Source organism: Paenibacillus sp. MMS20-IR301 (genome assembly GCF_032302195.1).
Classification (GTDB): Bacteria; Bacillota; Bacilli; order Paenibacillales; family Paenibacillaceae; genus Paenibacillus_AQ.
Genome location: NZ_CP135275.1, coordinates 5900439 through 5917487 on the forward strand (window position 1 = coordinate 5900439; position 17049 = coordinate 5917487).

Consider the following 17049-nt stretch of genomic DNA (forward strand, 5'->3'; position numbering starts at 1 on the left):
TTGCTATGAGAAGAAAGTTGAAATGATTCTTCAGGCTATGGTACAGTAAAAAAGGACTATGAGGGGTTAATATTTTGTAACCTTTTTCAGGCCTAGAAGCAGCATTGTTCGTACTCACGTAAACAGATAAATAGATGGCGTTCAACATATAAAAGGGGTCGTAAAAAAAAGTATATCCGCATAGGCGGACCGTATGGGCGGACTGAAAGGGAGAGTTTCATGAAAGGATTTAAGTTTATGCACCGGGTGGGGAACCTGCGGAGCCGCGATGAAGCAGCTGCAGGACCTGGAGCAGCAGGTCAACAAGGCAATGATACTGCCGGCAAGCCTCGGGTCTTACATCCAGAAACAAGGCCCCGCAGACTCCGGCGTTCATGGATTGCAGCTTCTGCCGGGCTGATCCTTCTCGCGGCCTTCCTGGTCGGAGCAGAGAAGAAGCATGTAGCGGCCAACACAATCACCTATTACAAGGTGCTGGTGAAAGGCGAGGAGATCGGAACTCTGAGCCAGGAATCTGATCTGGACAAGCTGTTTGAGGAGAAGAGGCAGGAGTATCAGCTTAAGTATCCTGACTCAGTGATGGTACTGCAAACCAGCGGCATCACTACAGAAGAGGAAAGTGCCTACAAGCCGGAGGTTGACAGCGAGGCTACACTGGACAAGCTGGATGGCATGCTCAAAGCCTATGCAGTCGGCGTAGAATTGACAGTTGACGGCAAATCGCTGGGGATTGTGAAGGACCAGGAGACGGCAGCAGCAGTGCTGGAGGCTGTGAAGGAGCACTATGCTCCGCAAGCGGAAGCAGCTCCGGAAGCGAAGCTGAAGAAGACAGCGGCCAAGGTGAAGACGGTAGCGGCAGCAGGAACGGATAAGCTGGAGTCGGCTTCAATCCGTGAAGAGGTGACTGTCGTTCCGGTCAAAGCCGACCCGAACAAGGTAATGAGCATTGATGAAGCGGTTAAGGTGCTGACAGAAGGCAAAGAAGAGCCGCTGGTCTATGCAGTACAGGAAGGCGATACCGTCTCCGCAATTGCTTCACGGTTTAAGATCACCCAAGCTGAGATTTTCCGCAATAACCCTGCGGTTAAGGAATTGACAATGCAGATCGGCGACGAGCTGCAGCTGACCGTACCCCAGCCTGATCTTACGGTAGTGACTGTGGAGCAGGTATCCGAACAGGTGGTAACGGAGCCGGAAGTCATCGTACGCAAGAGTGACCAGCTGGCAGCCGGTAAACGCAAGGTCGTCCGTGCCGGACAGACCGGGCTTAAGACCATGCAGTACAGGCTGACCAAAGAAAATGGGCTGGTTGTAAAAGAAGAGTGGCTGGGACAGACGGTAGTAAAGGAATCACTGCCCGAAGTCGTCTACACAGGAACCAAGGTTGTCGGTGAAGGAACCGGAATGTTCGCCTGGCCGGTTGCCGGAGCTACTATATCAAGCAGTTACGGTGAGCGCTGGGGACGGGCACATAAAGGAGTCGATCTCGTATCCGGGAACCGTACCATTAAGGCTGCTGATGCCGGAACCGTAAGCTTCGCCGGTGTACAGAGCGGATACGGCAATGTGGTTATTGTTAATCATAACAACGGATACGTTACTTATTACGGTCATTTGAGCTCAATTTCCGTCTCTGTCGGGCAGAGGCTCGGACAAGGCAGCAAAATAGGCATTATGGGCAACACCGGCCGGTCGACCGGCACGCATCTGCATTTTGAAATCCGCAAGAACGGCACAGCCGTCAATCCGATGAAATACCTGAAATAATCTATACTTTATAAGCTTCATGCCGTCCGGAGGATTCCGGGCGGTTTTTTTATTTTCAAATATAAGGACAAAGAAGGCTCTATTTGATGTGAGGCCAGGACAGGTATGTTAAAATAAATGAATAAGGTTTGAGTCTGGTTAGAAAGGTGAAGCTGAATCTATGCAAATGGGAACGATTCTGGTAGTGGATGATGAACAGCCTATTGCTGATATATTGAAATTCAATCTGGAAAAAGAGGGCTACGAGGTCATCTGTGCCTTCGACGGCAACAGTGCTGTCGAGCTGGCGTTATCCAGCCGTCCTGACCTGATGCTGCTTGATCTGATGCTGCCCGGCAAGGACGGGATGGATGTGTGCCGTGAGGTGCGTGCTGCGCATCTGGATATTCCGATTATTATGCTTACCGCCAAGGACGGGGAGATTGATAAGGTGCTGGGCCTTGAGCTGGGCGCGGATGATTATGTGACCAAGCCGTTCAGTACCCGCGAGCTGCTGGCCCGGGTCAAAGCCCAGATGCGCCGTCAGCATAAGCCGGCCTTGTCCGAGGCACCGAGTGAAAGTGTAGAGAGCAAGCAGGGGGTGTACCACTTCGGCCTGTTCATTGATACGGATATGTATCTGGTCTATAAGGACGGCGAGCCGCTGGATCTGACGCACCGCGAATATGAGCTGCTCTACTATATGATCCGCCATGCCGGCAAAGTAATGACCCGGGAGCATCTGCTGCAGGCAGTCTGGGGCTTCGAGTACTTCGGGGATGTGCGTACCGTTGATGTAACCATCCGCCGGCTGAGAGAGAAAATTGAGGAGAATCCAAGCAAGCCGGAATATATATTCACCCGGCGCGGACTCGGTTATTTAATGCATAGCCCCAAAAGTGGAGGGCTGTGATGAAGGGACTGTCCTTTTTCCGGACGATTCAAGCCAGGCTTATCGTAATTTATGTGCTGCTGATTCTTATTGCCATGCAGCTGATCGGCGTCTATTTTGTCAGTTCGATGAAGAATTCACTGACCGATAATTTCACCAAGGATCTGAAGGCCCGGGCGGAGATGCTCTCCATCCTCACCGCTGATAAGTTCGGCAGCGAGACAGGGACGGCTGATGAGGAGTCGGCAGCAGAAAGCCTGCGCGGAATGGTGAACAACCTGTACATTAACGGTGCAGAGATTCAGGTGCTGGATGCGAGCGGCAAAATTATCACCACCTCTGTGCCTTCGCAGAATGATTATATCGGCCAGCGCAATACCCAGACTGTTGTCAGCCGTGCCCTGCAGGGAATCAGTGACAACGAGGAATATATCATTGCTGATGATAATGTGCGCAAGAAGGTTGTCGCCAAGCCGGTGATCTCCGGTGATAAGGTGGTTGGCGCGATCTATATCGCTGCTGACATGAAGGACCTGTATGCTACGATGAGCAGGATCAACAGCGTCTTCCTCTCCGGGCTGCTGCTGGCGCTGGCGCTAACGGCTGTGCTAGGGGTTATTCTTGCCCATACCATCACCCATCCGATTAAGGAAATGACCAAGCATGCCACTGCGGTGGCGGAAGGCCGGTTCAACCGGAAGGTTCCGGTATTCGGCAATGATGAGATCGGACAGCTCAGCCAGGCCTTCAACTATATGACAGACCGGCTGCGTGAAGCTTTGTCGCAGAATGAAGAGGAGAAGGAGAAGCTGTCCTCGATTCTTGCCAATATGAGTGACGGCGTGGTTGCCACCGATGAGAGCGGGGCGGTTATTCTGATGAATACCCGCGCTGCGCTGATGCTGGGTGCGGAAGGCCCGCTTCCGGAGGGCGCACCGCTGGACGAGCTGCTCGGGCTTGACCATGAGCAGGCCGGTTCGCTGGCAGAGGGCAATGCCCAGTCGGCCATGCTTCATCTCTCGCCGATGGGCGGAGAGGACCCTAATATCGTAAGAGTCACCTTCACTCCGATCCACCGCCGTGAAGGCGGACGGATTGCGGGGACGATCGCGGTACTCCAGGACGTAACCGAGCAGGAGAATCTGGAGGAATCGCGCCGGGAGTTCGTAGCGAATGTATCGCATGAGCTGCGGACGCCGCTGACTACGATTAAGAGCTATGCGGAGGCGCTTGATGACGGGGCGCTCGATGATCCGCAGCTTGCCGTGCGGTTCGTCGGGGTTATCCGCAACGAGACTGAGCGGATGATCCGGCTGGTGACTGACCTGCTGCATCTGTCCCGCCTGGACTCCAAGGAATCCAGCCTGCGCATACAGCAGACCGATATTTCAGAGATGCTGGAGGATGTTGCCGACCGCTTCTCCTTCCAGATCCGCCAGAAGCGGATTCATATCAGTACCAGAGTGCGCAAGGAGGTATCTTCGGCCTGGCTGGACCGTGATCAGATTGATCAGGTGCTGGGCAACCTGGTCTCCAATGCGCTGAAATATACACCCGAAGGCGGAACCATCCGGCTGGAGGCGCTTAAGAGTGAGGATGGCATGCTGGCTATTTCAGTCCGTGACTCCGGGATCGGGATTCCGAAAAAGGATATTGAACGCATCTTTGAACGCTTTTACCGCGTGGATAAGGCCCGCTCGCGGAATATGGGCGGGACAGGCCTCGGGCTGTCCATTGCCCGGGAAATTGTCAAAGCACACGGCGGTTCCATTACCCTGCAATCTGAGCTGAATGAAGGCTCACTGGTCACGTTCACGCTGCCTTTGATGAAGCATAGGGGGAGTGAAGCGTGAAGGAAAAAGTGAAATCATGGGTGCTTACCCTGCTAATTCTGGGGAGTCTGATAGAGAGCTATTACTTGATCTACAGGCTTCCAGGCAGTGACTCGGCAGTGCTGTCAGAGAATTTGTATGTGAAGACTGATAATATGGGCCCTCAAGAAAAGGTCGAGAATCTGCTCTATCCCGATAAAATGATTATTCATATGGGTGAGAACAAGCATACGCTGTTCTATCCCAGCTCAACCTTCTATAATCTGATTCTGAACCGCTTGAAGGGACGAAGCTTCGAGAGCTTCCAGCGGCGTTCAGTCCAGGATTTCGACTGGAATAAAATCCGCAGTGAGAATTCCGGCATTGAATTGTCCTTCGGGGCAGGAATTCCGGTAACGCTGCTGCAGCGGGTAATGCAGATCTCGCCGGATTCGCTGTTTGAAGGAGAAAGCATTGACCGGATCTGGATCTACAATATCAAGAATGACTCCAAGGCGCATGCTATCTTCTTCAGCACACGCGGAGATATCGTGTATGAGGCGGCTAAGGCTGACCTTACCGTTCAGGATGTCCAGCAGCATGTTGATTTCGGCAAGAACCTGACGCCGTATACTGCTGTAAACGGTGATTACTATGTGCCTGAGGCGTCAGTTCCGCTTGTTGAAGTAGTGACGCCTGCCGCTATGTATACTATTGAGCAAATGCAGAGTAACCTGTTCTTCGATGCCGGAAGTACAAGATATATTCCGGAGAAGGACGGTTCCAAAATCTATACAGACAGCAAACGCAGCCTGCAGGTAGACCAGGAACAGAACTGGATGAGCTACAGTGTTCCGGCTGCGCTGCCTGACGGGGAAAGCACTGCGGCGAAGGATGCGCTCGAGGCGGTTGATTTCGTCAACGGGCATGGCGGCTGGAACGGAACGTACCGGCTGGCTGCGACAGAAGAGGGAAGTCAGGACCGGGAGGTTTCTTTCCAGCAATATTACGGCACCTATCCGTCAGGCTCTTACCCGATCATGAGCAATCCCCAGCTTCCTTATGGAATCATCCGGCTCGAGCTGCAGCAGGGGACCGTCTCTTCATATGAGCGTTCTCTAATGTATATGGACGAGACTAAGTCGGAGAAAACGATTGTTGAGCTGACCGGCGGTGAATCCCTGAAGCAGCGGCTGGCCCAGATCGGCAGCTCCCTGCGGGTCATTGATCTGACCCCGGCCTATATGCCTGCGCTGACAGGGGACAAGCTGCAGCTTCATCCGGTATGGCGGGTCACGCTCAGTGACGGCAGTGTACTGATGCTGAATTAGCCGCTGACCAAACAAAGCGGATGCTAACAAAACAAAGCGGATGCTTTCGAAGTGAGTTTTGTACGAGGATTAATCATAGTAGCAGATGCTGACAAAACTTTTAGGAGGGAACGTATGGACTGGGGAAGAGCCAAAAGTGTATTGATCTACGCCTTTCTGGTACTGAATCTGCTGCTATGCTATCAGCTATGGATAGATGTGCGCGATCAGGTCAGCGCGGGACTTGATTTCACTTCCCTGTCCGCAGAGACGCAGGCGGTGATGGAGGAGAAGAATATCCGTGTGCTGTGTCCGATTCCCGCTGCCACTCCGCAGCTGCCGGATATCACCTACCGCTACTCTGCAGAGGAGCAGAACGAAGTTCCGGTGCAGCTCAGCGAACCGATTGACAGCAAGCTGATGTATTCGTCCTTCTCCGAGCTTAGCAGCCTGCTACAGAGTCAGATTCCGGATATCTCCAGTTACCGGTTCGATTCCCAGGAGAGTGAAGTCGGCAAGTTCGTGCTTCATCCGCTGGTGGATAATAAGTGGTCGCTGTTCCGGGTCCGGCTGGAGCTGATTAACAATAATCAGAAGATTGTAGCCTACCGCTGGCCGCAGATTGAGATTGGGGCAAGCCGGAGCGATAATCTGCAAAAGGTGCTTCCGGCCTCACAGGCGCTCAGCAGCCTTATTGAGAAGTATTTTCCGGCAGATTCGGCCGTGAAGGAGATTGAGCTTGGCTATTACGGCGAATTGTTCAACTCCGAGAGTCAGGTAGCTTCCCCGATGTGGCGGTTTATGCTGGAGAACGGCAGCGCCTATTATGTGGATGCTATAAGTGCGGACATTATCAGTCCCAAGACAACAGAGTAGAAGGAGCAGGAGAGATATGGGAATTTCATTTACAGTACTGTCCAGCGGTTCTACCGGAAATGTAACGGTGGTGCGTAACGGCGAAACCACGCTGATGATTGATGCGGGGCTTAGTGCGAAGCGCATTGATGAGCTGCTGGCCATGCGTGAGCTGACGGGGGCGGATCTAGACGGAATTCTCGTGACCCATGAGCATTCCGATCATATTAAAGGGCTCGGAGCGATGGCCCGCAAGTACGATCTTCCAATCTATGCAAATCAGAGCACATGGGGAGCCATTGAGAAGGGGATCGGCAAGATTGCGGAGCATAACAGAGTGATTATGGAAACGGGCCAGCACCGGGATTTCGGAAGTATGCGCGTAGAATCATTCGCCATCTCCCATGATGCTGCTGAGCCGGTAGCTTATAATTTCTACGACGGCAAGGAGAAGCTGTGTGTGGCGACAGACCTCGGGTATGTCAGCGATAAGGTCAGAACAGCCATCTCGGATGCGGATGTGCTGGTACTGGAAGCGAATCATGATATTGAGATGCTGAGAATGGGCCGTTATCCATGGAATACGAAGCGGCGGATTCTTGGGGATATGGGGCATTTGTCTAATGAGGCTGCCGGGGCGGCGCTCAGTGAGATTTTGACCGGACGGACCAAACGCACTTATCTGGCCCATTTAAGCAGAGACCATAATATGATCGATCTGGCGAGAATGTCAGTGCGCGGGGCTATGGAAGACCGGGGCTGCTTCTTCAAGGACAGTGAATTCCGGCTCTGCGATACTTATTATGACCGGCCTACGCCATGGGATAAGGTGAGCCAGTCATAAGACGGTCAGCCTTGGTAATGGTTTGCTCCAGCTCCTGCCGGGAAAATACCCCTTTGGCAATCATCAGCTCAATCATTGCACTCTGGACAAGAATGAGATGATAGTGCTCATCCTTCAGGTCGCCCAGCTTGCCGATGAACTGTACAAGATCCATGCTTGCGGAGAATGATTCCATTGTTTGTGCCTCCTTTTGAGTCGTGAATACCTGCGCAAATGTAAAAAATTCGCAGTATATTTAACACAGAAAAAATGTGGGCAGATAAGCTGCCTGTGATACAATTATAGAGCGTCCTAATCCTATTGTAGTCTTATAAGTTGCATATTATTCCGGATACAAGCTTATATTTTAGTAGGTTGCAAGAATAGAAGACACCCCTTGCGCTTAGAAACCGCAGAAATGTGGTGAATGAATCAAGTGAAACCTTTTAGGGCTTCGTGAAGTCTAAGAGATATAGCGGTTAAGCTCGGGCGTGGTTGCTTGGCGTTCAGGTCTTGAATGCAGTGGCAATAGAGGGGAGAGGATTTATCGTGGGATTGTTCGATGATGATTTTTATTCAACCAAGGTATCGCGGCGCAGAACGGGCAGACAGCAGCCGGCCGAAGGCAAATGGTCAGTCCGCCGGTCGCGGCGTTCTCTGGCAACCTGGCAGGTCTCGCTGATCAGTTCCGTGTGCAGTGCTGTTGTGGCTGTGCTGCTGTTCAGCCTGGTTACGGGGCAGTTCACGGAGGAGAAGGCTCAGGCGCCTGCGGTAATTGATAAGGTGGCTGTAAGCAGCGCGGATCCGTATGACCGGATTATTCAGGCTGCTGCCACTGTACGCCCTGCGGTTGTAAGCATCATTAATCATAAGGAAGACAACAAGGAGCTTAATATTCTCGACGAGTCTGCACTGGGCTCGGGAGTTATCTATAAAAAAGTCGATGATAAAGCATATATCATTACCAATAATCATGTCATTGAAAACTCCGGCAAGCTGGAGATTGTTACAGTAAACGGCGAGACCCGTAAAGCGGAGCTGGTCGGGGCTGATAAGGTTAGCGATATCGCTGTGCTCTCTATTGATGCCAAAGGCATCGATACTGTTGCACAGATCGGTGATTCCTCCAAGCTCCGGTTGGGCGAGACGGTAATTGCCATCGGCAATCCGCTCGGCCTTGGGGATACGCTCACTTCGGGGATTGTCAGCTATACAGAGCGGACAATTCCGGTATCGCTGAATCAGGATGGAGTCTATGACTGGGAGCAGGAGGTTATCCAGACGGATGCCGCCATTAATGAAGGCAACAGCGGAGGCGCGCTGGTTGATCTCGACGGCAAGGTCATCGGCATCAACACGATGAAGATTTCCGATACAGGCGTTGAAGGGCTGGGCTTCGCGATTCCGGCCAATCATGTAATGGAGACGGCGGATGAGCTGACAGCAAACGGACGGATTGCCCGCTCCTACCTTGGTGTGTACTCGGTCGATTTGAACAATCCTTATGTGCCGCTTGCCGAAGATCAGCGGAAGGAGCTTAATCTTCCAACTACCGTAACCGACGGGGTTGTTGTGCTTGATGCCGTGGGGCCGGCGAAGGATGCAGGCCTGCAATTCAATGATGTCATCACGAAGTTTAATGATAAGACGATTAACTCTACCCTGGCGCTGCGGAAATATTTATATGATCACACCAAGATCGGCGATAAGCTTGAGATCACCTTTTACCGGAATGGAGAAGCCAAGCAGATCACGGTACAACTTCTTGAGAAGCCCGAGGAATAAAATGGGCAGCACCCGTATATAATAATGAGGCAGTCATAATTAAGGAAACGGATTAAGCCGTCCTCCCTGGAGACAAAATAAGAGGACGGCCCCGTTTCAAGGCTGAAATTATGGGGTAAAGAATAATATTGGAGCAATTTATAAGTGATTTATCACTGTGGTAGCCCTTACATTGGGAACAACACCTTATAAGGGTAAAAACGGAGAAATTCGGATAGGACAGCTTGCCTTTGTTAATCAGGTGTGGTAACATGAACTTAATCATACAATTGATACCTAATTCTCGTATTGAAAAGGGCTGTCAAAGTAAACACAACCTTTTTCAATGTGTGAATTTTTTCTTTGTCTGAAGATAAAAAGAACATATTAATTTAAATTTGTGGAGGTAACACACATGCAAACAGGTACAGTTAAATGGTTCAACGCAGAAAAAGGATTCGGTTTCATCGAAGTTGAAGGCGGAAGCGACGTATTCGTACACTTCAGCGCAATCACTGGCGAAGGCTTCAAAACTTTGGATGAAGGCCAACGCGTTGAATTCAACGTTGTTCAAGGCAACCGTGGACCACAAGCCGAAAACGTTGTAAAACTGTAATTAATAGAAGATACCGTCCCGGCTTGTGAAAGTTGGGACGGTCTTTTTTTTACTGGTTTCTCAGCTTGCTACATAAAGGAAGGGAGGAACGGCAATGAACTACCGTAAGAAGCCTTTGGAGGAAGTACCGGAAGAAAATACCGCAATATGGGCCTGTACCAACGATGGGTGTAACGGATGGATGAGGGATAATTTTGCATTTGAGCATGCGCCTTCTTGCCGTCTCTGTCATTCTCCAATGGTACGAAGCATGAAGATGCTCCCGCAATTGCTGAATTCCAATGGCGATCTCAAATCGCTCAAGAAGGGTATTTCCATTACCTAAGCCAATGCCTTTATGATTCAAGACAACTATAGCAGCATGGACAAATCCAAGACGGCAAAACCGTCTTATTTTTTTTGCTTTCTAACCGTTTAATTGTGATATTTGTCACAAATTTATTGATTTTGATGCTGAAATAGGGTGTATAATGTGATGAAAGTCACACATTGAGTGTTGAAAATTTGACAGAATAGACATAACGAATGGGGAGAAGGAAGGGGAGAAATATGGATACAGTAATACTGTCGCGTATACAATTTGCGTCGACGACAATTTTTCATTATTTCTTTGTGCCGGTATCGATCGGACTAGCGCTCTTAATTGCAATTATGGAGACAATGTACGTAAGAAAGGGCAATGAAGAGTACAAAAGAATGGCACAGTTTTGGGGGAAGCTGTTTCTTATTAACTTCGCAGTAGGCGTAGTGACAGGGATATTGCAGGAATTCCAGTTCGGAATGAACTGGTCTGACTATTCGCGCTTCGTCGGTGATGTTTTTGGGGCCCCGCTGGCTATTGAGGCCTTGCTGGCCTTCTTCCTGGAGTCTACATTTATCGGGGTTTGGATATTCGGCTGGGATAAAGTATCCAAGCGTGTCCATCTCGTATCTATCTGGCTGGTAGCCCTCGGCACCATGCTGTCGGCATTCTGGATTCTGGCCGCGAACTCGTTCATGCAGCATCCGGTAGGCTTCGAGATTAATAACGGACGGGCTGAAATGAATGATATTTTTGCACTGATTACGAACGGGCAGCTGCTGGTGGAATTCCCGCATACCGTGCTTGCCGCTTATGCGACCGGCGCATTCCTGGTAACAGGGATCAGTGCTTATAAACTGCTTAAGAAACAGGATATTCCGTTCTTCCGGAAATCCTTTGAAATTGCCGCCATTGTCGGGATTATCTCCTCCTTCGGCGTAGCCGTTGCAGGACATGCGCAGGCACAATATCTTGTGGAGACACAGCCAATGAAGATGGCCGCTTCCGAAGCGCTATGGGGTGAGAGTGGCGACCCGGCACCTTGGACAGTGTTTGCCAATATTGATACAGAGAACCAGATCAACACCGGTGAAGTCCAGATTCCATATCTGCTGAGCTTCCTGTCTTACAGTAAATTCTCCGGTGATGTTAAGGGTATGCTGGAGCTGCAGAAGGAATATGAACTCGCATACGGACCGGGAGATTACATTCCTCCTGTAAAAACAACATTCTGGAGCTTCCGCATCATGGTTGCGGCCGGCTCGCTGATGATTGCGCTTGGCGTATATGCAATCTACCTCATGTGGCGCAAAAAGATGGACAGACCCAATACCTGGTTCATGCGGTTCATGTTCTGGGGGCTGCTGCTTCCGCCGATTGCCAATACCTCGGGCTGGATTATGACAGAGATCGGGCGCCAGCCATGGACGGTATTCGGGCTTATGACTACGGAAGACAGCGTATCGCCTAATATTACAAGCGGACAGGTGCTGTTCTCGGTAATTTCTTTTACCGCAATCTATGCTATTCTGGGTGCAGTGCTGATTGGCCTCTTCGTCAAGGTTATTAAAAAAGGTCCTTATGCTATGGATAACGAACACGGTGAATCCCACGATCCGTATAACAAGGAGGACTAACCCATGTCACTTAATGAATTGTGGTTTCTGTTAATTGCCGTGCTGTTTGTCGGCTTCTTCTTCCTTGAAGGCTTTGACTTCGGGGTAGGGATGGAGACGCAGATTCTGGCCAAGAATGATACAGAGCGCCGGGTGCTGATTAATTCCATCGGACCGTTCTGGGATGCAAATGAAGTATGGCTGATTACGGGTGCCGGCGCGATGTTCGCCGCTTTCCCGCATTGGTATGCGACGCTATTCAGCGGATTCTACATTCCGTTTGTGTTCGCGCTGCTGGCGCTGATTGCCCGCGGTGTCGCCTTTGAATTCAGAGGTAAACGCGACTCGAAGGCCTGGCAGAAAACCTGGGATGTCTGCATCTTCTTCGGCAGCTTCCTGCCGCCGTTCCTGCTGGCTGTAGTATTCGCGAGCTTCATCAAAGGTCTGCCGATTGACGGGGATATGCAGATGTATGCCGGATTCTTCGACATCGTTAATGTGTACACAGTTGTAGCCGGAATTACAGTAGTGCTGCTGTGTCTCGTGCATGGACTGATGTTCACTACGCTCCGTACCGTTGGAGATTTGCAGGTGCGGGCACGTAAGCTGGCCCAGAAACTGCTGATTCCGCTAGCCGTACTGCTGGTGGCCTTCGTAATTATGACTTACACCATGACTGATATTTTTGATAAACGCGGAGTGCTGCTCTGGATCGTAGTCGTTCTAGGTGTAGTAGCTTACCTGCTGTCTGGTTACTTTATGACGAAAAAGAAAGACGGCTATGCCTTCGGAATGACCGGAGCCGTAATGGCCTTGTCCGTAGCCTCGATCTTCATCGGCTTATTCCCGCGGGTAATGATCAGCTCGCTGGATCAGGCGTTCAACCTGACGATCACGAATGCGGCTTCCGGCCATTATTCACTGAAGGTAATGACGATTGTGGCGCTGACCCTGCTGCCGTTCGTGCTTGGTTATCAGATCTGGAGTTATTTCGTCTTCCACAAACGGATTCACGAGAAGGAGCATCTTGAATACTAATGGATAAAAATTTGCTTGGGTACAAAGGAGTAAAGCCCGTCTTCATGATTGTCGGCTTCCTTACCCTGGTGCAAAGCCTGTCCATTCTTCTGCTGGCGAAATCGCTGGCCGAAGTTGTCTCTGCGCTGTTTGCGGGAGAACCGCTGAAGGAACAAGGGGCTAATTCGCTCTTGTTCCTTCTTGCATTTCTCGTGCGTCATGCCTGCGCCATGCTGATGAGCCGTACGTCTTACCGCTTCGCGGAAGCAACCGGCAGCAGCATGCGGAGACAGATGATGGATAAGCTGTTCCAGCTGGGACCAAGACTGGCAGGAGACCGGGGAACCGGAAATGTGGTTACACTTGTACTTGAAGGAGTAACGAAGTTCCGTACCTACCTGGAGCTGATTATTCCGCGGATGGTCGGCATGGCTGTAACACCGGCCCTGCTGCTGGTCTATGTCTACACCCAGGATACGTCCAGCGGTGTTATTCTTACGCTGACGATGCCGATTATTATCGTCTTCATGATTCTGATCGGCATGACGGCCCGCAAGCAGATGGACCGTCAGCTGAAGTCTTACCGTACGCTGTCCAATCACTTCGTGGATTCACTGCGCGGCCTGGAGACGCTTAAGTTTCTTGGGCGCAGCCGCAGTCACAGCGAGAGTATTGCTGCGGTCAGCGACCGTTACCGCTCGGCAACTATGCGGACGCTGCGCGTGGCCTTCCTGTCCTCGTTCGCACTCGATTTCTTCACGATGCTGTCCGTAGCTTCCGTAGCGGTCAGCCTGGGCCTGCGTCTTGTGAATGAGCAGATGACGCTGGTCACCGGTCTGACGATTCTGATTCTGGCCCCAGAGTATTTCCTGCCGGTACGGCTGGTGGGGGCAGACTTCCATGCTACACTTGACGGCAAGGAAGCCGGGGAAGCGATGAAGAGCATTATTGACCGTGAAACCGTACAGGCGAAGCTGCTGGAGCCGGGAGCTGAAGGCGCCGGAAATGGTGCAATGCTGCAGGCTGGCGGACAGGCCTTCACCTGGGATAAGGACAGTACACTGCAGCTGAACGGAGCCGGTGTGAAATACGAGGAAGACGGCGTGTCCTCGCTGGAAGAAGTGAATCTTGCATTCAGTGGCTACGCGAAGATCGGGATTATCGGGGAGAGCGGTGCCGGAAAGTCTACACTCGTCGATGTTCTGGGCGGGTTCCTTCATCCGACGACTGGAAGTATCACAATTAACGGAACTAAGGTCAGCGCATTAACCGATGAAGCGTGGCGTAGGCAGACGGCCTATATTCCGCAGCGGCCGTATATCTTCAGCGGTACGCTGGCTGACAATGTCCGCTTCTACTATCCGGAAGCTACTGACGGGGATGTTGCAGCGGTGCTGGAGTCTGCCGGATTAGCGAAGCTGGTATCTTCACTTCCGGAAGGCTTGAATGAAATGATCGGCGGCGGCGGCCGCTCGCTCAGCGGCGGGCAGGAGCAGCGTGTGGCGCTGGCCCGTGCACTCTTAAGCAGCCGCCCGGTGCTGCTGCTGGATGAGCCGACGGCTCACCTGGACATAGAGACTGAATATGAGCTGAAGGAAACGATGCTGCCGCTGTTCGAAGGCAAGCTCGTATTCCTGGCTACGCACCGGCTGCACTGGATGATTGACATGGATCTGATTGTCGTCATGGAGCAGGGCCGGGTAGCAGAGATTGGGACGCACCGCGAGCTTATAGCCCGCAAAGGTGCCTATTACGGACTTATTCAAAGTCAATTGGAGGGAATCCATTGAAACGTGAAGGATGGTTTGCTCCCTATTACTCGGCCTACTTCTGGCGGTTCGTACTGATCGTTGCGCTGGGCGCTCTAACGATATTCTCAGCCTCTTCGCTGATGTACACGTCAGGCTTCCTGATCTCGAAGGCTTCGATTCCGCCGGAGAATATTCTGATGATCTATGTGCCGATTGTCGGCGTGCGCACCTTCGGGACAAGCCGGGCCGTCATCCATTATGTAGAGCGGCTGGTAGGACATGATACCATTCTGCGCATTCTCTCGAAGATGCGGGTCCGGCTGTACAATATTCTGGAGCCGCAGGCGTTGTTCTTATCTTCACGCTTTCGTACCGGGGATATTCTCGGCATGCTGGCTGATGATATTGAATATTTGCAGAATGTATACCTCCGTACTGTCTTTCCGAGTATTATTGCGCTCTTAATCTATGCTGCTGCAGTGATCTCGCTGGGCACATTTGACCTGGCGTTCGCCCTGCTCATGGGGCTGTACATGCTCGTACTGGTTGTTGTTCTGCCGCTGATCTCGCTGCTGTTCACCCAGAAGCGCCAGCGGCTGGTGAAGCAGGAGCGCAACCGGCTGTATCAAAAGCTGACCGATGCCGTGCTCGGCCTCGGTGACTGGGTGATCAGCGGACGGCAGAGCCAGTTCGTGGACACGTATGAGGCCGACGAGCAGGCGGTTGCCCGCACAGACGGTGCGCTGCGGCGCTGGGCCCGGCTGCGGATGTTCATCGGCCAGGCCGTAGTTGGCTTTGGCGTATTGTCCATGCTCTACTGGGCAGGCGGCCAATATGCTGACGGAGCGATTGCCGGAACGCTGATTGCCGCGTTCGTGCTGGTGGTGTTCCCCGTAGCGGATGCCTTCCTGCCGGTATCGGAGGCCGTAGAGAAAATTCCGCAATACCGGAATTCGCTTGAGCGTCTGGAGGGCGTGGGCGCTGCGGAAGGGGCAGGCGGAATTGCGGCAGCCGGAGGGAATACTGGAGCTGGCGGGAAAGCAGGGGACGCGGGAAAAGCGGAGACTGCCGGAGTTAGAGGAGCAGCAGGAGCTGCTGGGAATGCAGAGGCTGGCGGGGAAGCAGGAGCTGCGGGAGATGCAGAAACAGCGGCTCAGGCGGCCGCTGCGGTCTTGGCGATCCAGGCCAGCGGCCAGGCGCAGATTGAGCTGAAGTCGGCGGCCTACCGCTATGCGGCGGGAGACGACTGGTCTGTTCAGGATCTGACGCTGCATATCCCGCAGGGGCGGAAGATTGCTGTTATCGGCCGCAGCGGAGCCGGCAAATCGACGCTGCTCAAGCTGGTGCAGGGCGTAATTACGCCCACCAGCGGCTCAGCTACGATTAACGGGATCGATGCTGCGGCTTACGGTGAGCGGATTCCGCAGCTCATCGCCGTACTCAACCAGAGCCCGCATCTGTTCGACACCACAGTGGCGAACAACATCAGGCTCGGGGACCCGGCCGCCTCGGAGGAGGCGGTCAAGGGGGCAGCAGCGCTCGCGAAGCTGGATGCGCTGATCTCTTCGCTGCCGGAGGGCTATAACACTCCGGTGCGCGAGGCCGGGCAGCGCTTCTCCGGCGGTGAGCGGCAGCGGATGGCCCTTGCGCGTATTCTGCTGCAGAATACGCCGGTGGTTGTGCTCGATGAGCCGACGGTCGGCCTCGACCCGCGCACGGAGCGCGAGCTGCTGGCCACCATGTTCGGTGCGATGGCGGGCAAGACGCTGATCTGGGTTACGCATCATCTGGTCGGTGCGGAGCAGATGGACGAAGTGATTTTCATGGAGAACGGCCGGGTGGAGATGCGCGGTACCCATGCTGAGCTGATGGAGCGGGAGCCGCGTTACCGCAAGCTGTATGAGCTCGACCGGCCAAGCCAGTTCATGGATGCAGCCAAGTAGAGTAAATATAGGCATCTGTTCCGGCTGCCAGGGGGGATACTCCATGGGAGTGAGGGCGTATCCCCGCCAGTCAGGTCTGCCAACGGACACAGCAGCTCTTATTTCTCGCCAAAACCAACTTTCTGCAGGCTAACGGACTCCAGCGCACTTATTTGGAGATTAAGCCCTCTTATACGCATGCTTGAGGGTAAATAAGTGCGCTACGGTCCGTTAACCGGCTAAATAGCTCATTTTCGCTAAAATAACGGCGCTGTGGTCCGTAAGGATCGGAAGAGTAACATAATTCATTTGAAAGCAAGAAAGGCTTAGATCCAGTAAGCAGCAAGCGTACAGTTAGATCTTAAGTTCAGGGTGTGCGCTAATTAAAGAAGCTCTTTCCGTCCGGTTCCGGGCAGAAAGAGCTTTTTTAAATGACGAAGCCGGAAACCGGCTAATAGCTGTATTCTGTGCATTTAAACCGGTGAAGGGGCGAAAATGGCAGCTGATAACTGTAGTTCATACAACTAAATCGGCCCGAAGTCTTTCAAATGCTCTGTATTGCGACGATTAATTGCACGAAATACAACTAAACAGCTCCGGCGCAGGAAATCAGACATTTTAGTTG

Annotated in this window: 14 protein-coding genes; 13 read left to right on the forward strand and 1 reads right to left on the reverse strand. The window is 52.3% G+C overall.

The window, feature by feature from the left end:
- Positions 1-219: 219 nt before the first annotated feature.
- The 6 genes from LOS79_RS25260 to LOS79_RS25285 all read left to right on the forward strand — a co-directional run bounded on the left by LOS79_RS25260 (position 220) and on the right by LOS79_RS25285 (position 7458).
- Positions 220-1767 (forward strand): peptidoglycan DD-metalloendopeptidase family protein, encoded by a 1548-nt coding sequence (locus tag LOS79_RS25260; protein WP_315413258.1) that lies wholly within the window; start codon positions 220-222, stop codon positions 1765-1767.
- 160 nt (positions 1768-1927) lie between these two features.
- Positions 1928-2659 carry a response regulator YycF gene (gene yycF / locus LOS79_RS25265; protein ID WP_315413259.1) on the forward strand — a complete coding sequence of 244 codons (732 nt, stop codon included), beginning with the start codon at positions 1928-1930 and terminating at the stop codon, positions 2657-2659.
- Between the two features lie 74 nt (positions 2660-2733).
- Entirely contained in the window at positions 2734-4491 is a 1758-nt protein-coding gene (gene walK / locus LOS79_RS25270; RefSeq protein WP_397386812.1) for a cell wall metabolism sensor histidine kinase WalK, read from the forward strand.
- A complete protein-coding gene (locus tag LOS79_RS25275) occupies positions 4488-5780 on the forward strand; it encodes a YycH family regulatory protein (protein WP_315413262.1) in 1293 nt (430 codons plus the stop codon). The genes walK and LOS79_RS25275 overlap by 4 nt, the downstream gene beginning before the upstream one ends.
- 114 nt (positions 5781-5894) lie before the next feature.
- Complete coding sequence (gene yycI, locus LOS79_RS25280; RefSeq protein ID WP_315413264.1) at positions 5895-6635, forward strand: two-component system regulatory protein YycI; 741 nt, start codon at positions 5895-5897, stop codon at positions 6633-6635.
- 16 nt (positions 6636-6651) lie between these two features.
- Positions 6652-7458: an MBL fold metallo-hydrolase gene (locus LOS79_RS25285; protein WP_315413266.1), complete on the forward strand. Its 807-nt coding sequence runs from the start codon at positions 6652-6654 to the stop codon at positions 7456-7458.
- Here LOS79_RS25285 and LOS79_RS25290 read toward each other — a convergent pair.
- Entirely contained in the window at positions 7427-7633 is a 207-nt protein-coding gene (locus tag LOS79_RS25290) for a hypothetical protein (RefSeq protein ID WP_315413268.1), read from the reverse strand. The two genes, LOS79_RS25285 and LOS79_RS25290, sit on opposite strands and share 32 nt — an antisense overlap.
- A gap of 353 nt (positions 7634-7986) precedes the next feature.
- Between LOS79_RS25290 and LOS79_RS25295 the strand changes: the two genes are divergently transcribed.
- The 7 genes from LOS79_RS25295 to cydC all read left to right on the forward strand — a co-directional run bounded on the left by LOS79_RS25295 (position 7987) and on the right by cydC (position 16445).
- Complete coding sequence (locus tag LOS79_RS25295; protein ID WP_315413270.1) at positions 7987-9222, forward strand: S1C family serine protease; 1236 nt, start codon at positions 7987-7989, stop codon at positions 9220-9222.
- 394 nt (positions 9223-9616) lie between these two features.
- The gene (locus LOS79_RS25300) at positions 9617-9817 is read left to right on the forward strand and encodes a cold-shock protein (RefSeq protein ID WP_039878010.1); all 201 of its coding nucleotides are present in this window, start codon (positions 9617-9619) and stop codon (positions 9815-9817) included.
- 94 nt (positions 9818-9911) lie between these two features.
- On the forward strand, positions 9912-10142 hold the full coding sequence (locus LOS79_RS25305; RefSeq protein WP_039295880.1) for a cold-shock protein: 231 nt from the start codon (positions 9912-9914) through the stop codon (positions 10140-10142).
- Positions 10143-10366: 224 nt separating this feature from the next.
- On the forward strand, positions 10367-11755 hold the full coding sequence (locus LOS79_RS25310; protein WP_315413277.1) for a cytochrome ubiquinol oxidase subunit I: 1389 nt from the start codon (positions 10367-10369) through the stop codon (positions 11753-11755).
- A gap of 3 nt (positions 11756-11758) precedes the next feature.
- A complete protein-coding gene (gene cydB, locus LOS79_RS25315) occupies positions 11759-12772 on the forward strand; it encodes a cytochrome d ubiquinol oxidase subunit II (protein ID WP_315413278.1) in 1014 nt (337 codons plus the stop codon).
- Positions 12772-14541 (forward strand): thiol reductant ABC exporter subunit CydD, encoded by a 1770-nt coding sequence (gene cydD / locus LOS79_RS25320; RefSeq protein WP_315413280.1) that lies wholly within the window; start codon positions 12772-12774, stop codon positions 14539-14541. Before cydB ends, cydD begins: the two co-directional genes overlap by 1 nt.
- A complete protein-coding gene (gene cydC / locus LOS79_RS25325; RefSeq protein WP_315413282.1) occupies positions 14538-16445 on the forward strand; it encodes a thiol reductant ABC exporter subunit CydC in 1908 nt (635 codons plus the stop codon). Before cydD ends, cydC begins: the two co-directional genes overlap by 4 nt.
- The last annotated feature ends 604 nt before the right edge of the window (positions 16446-17049 follow it).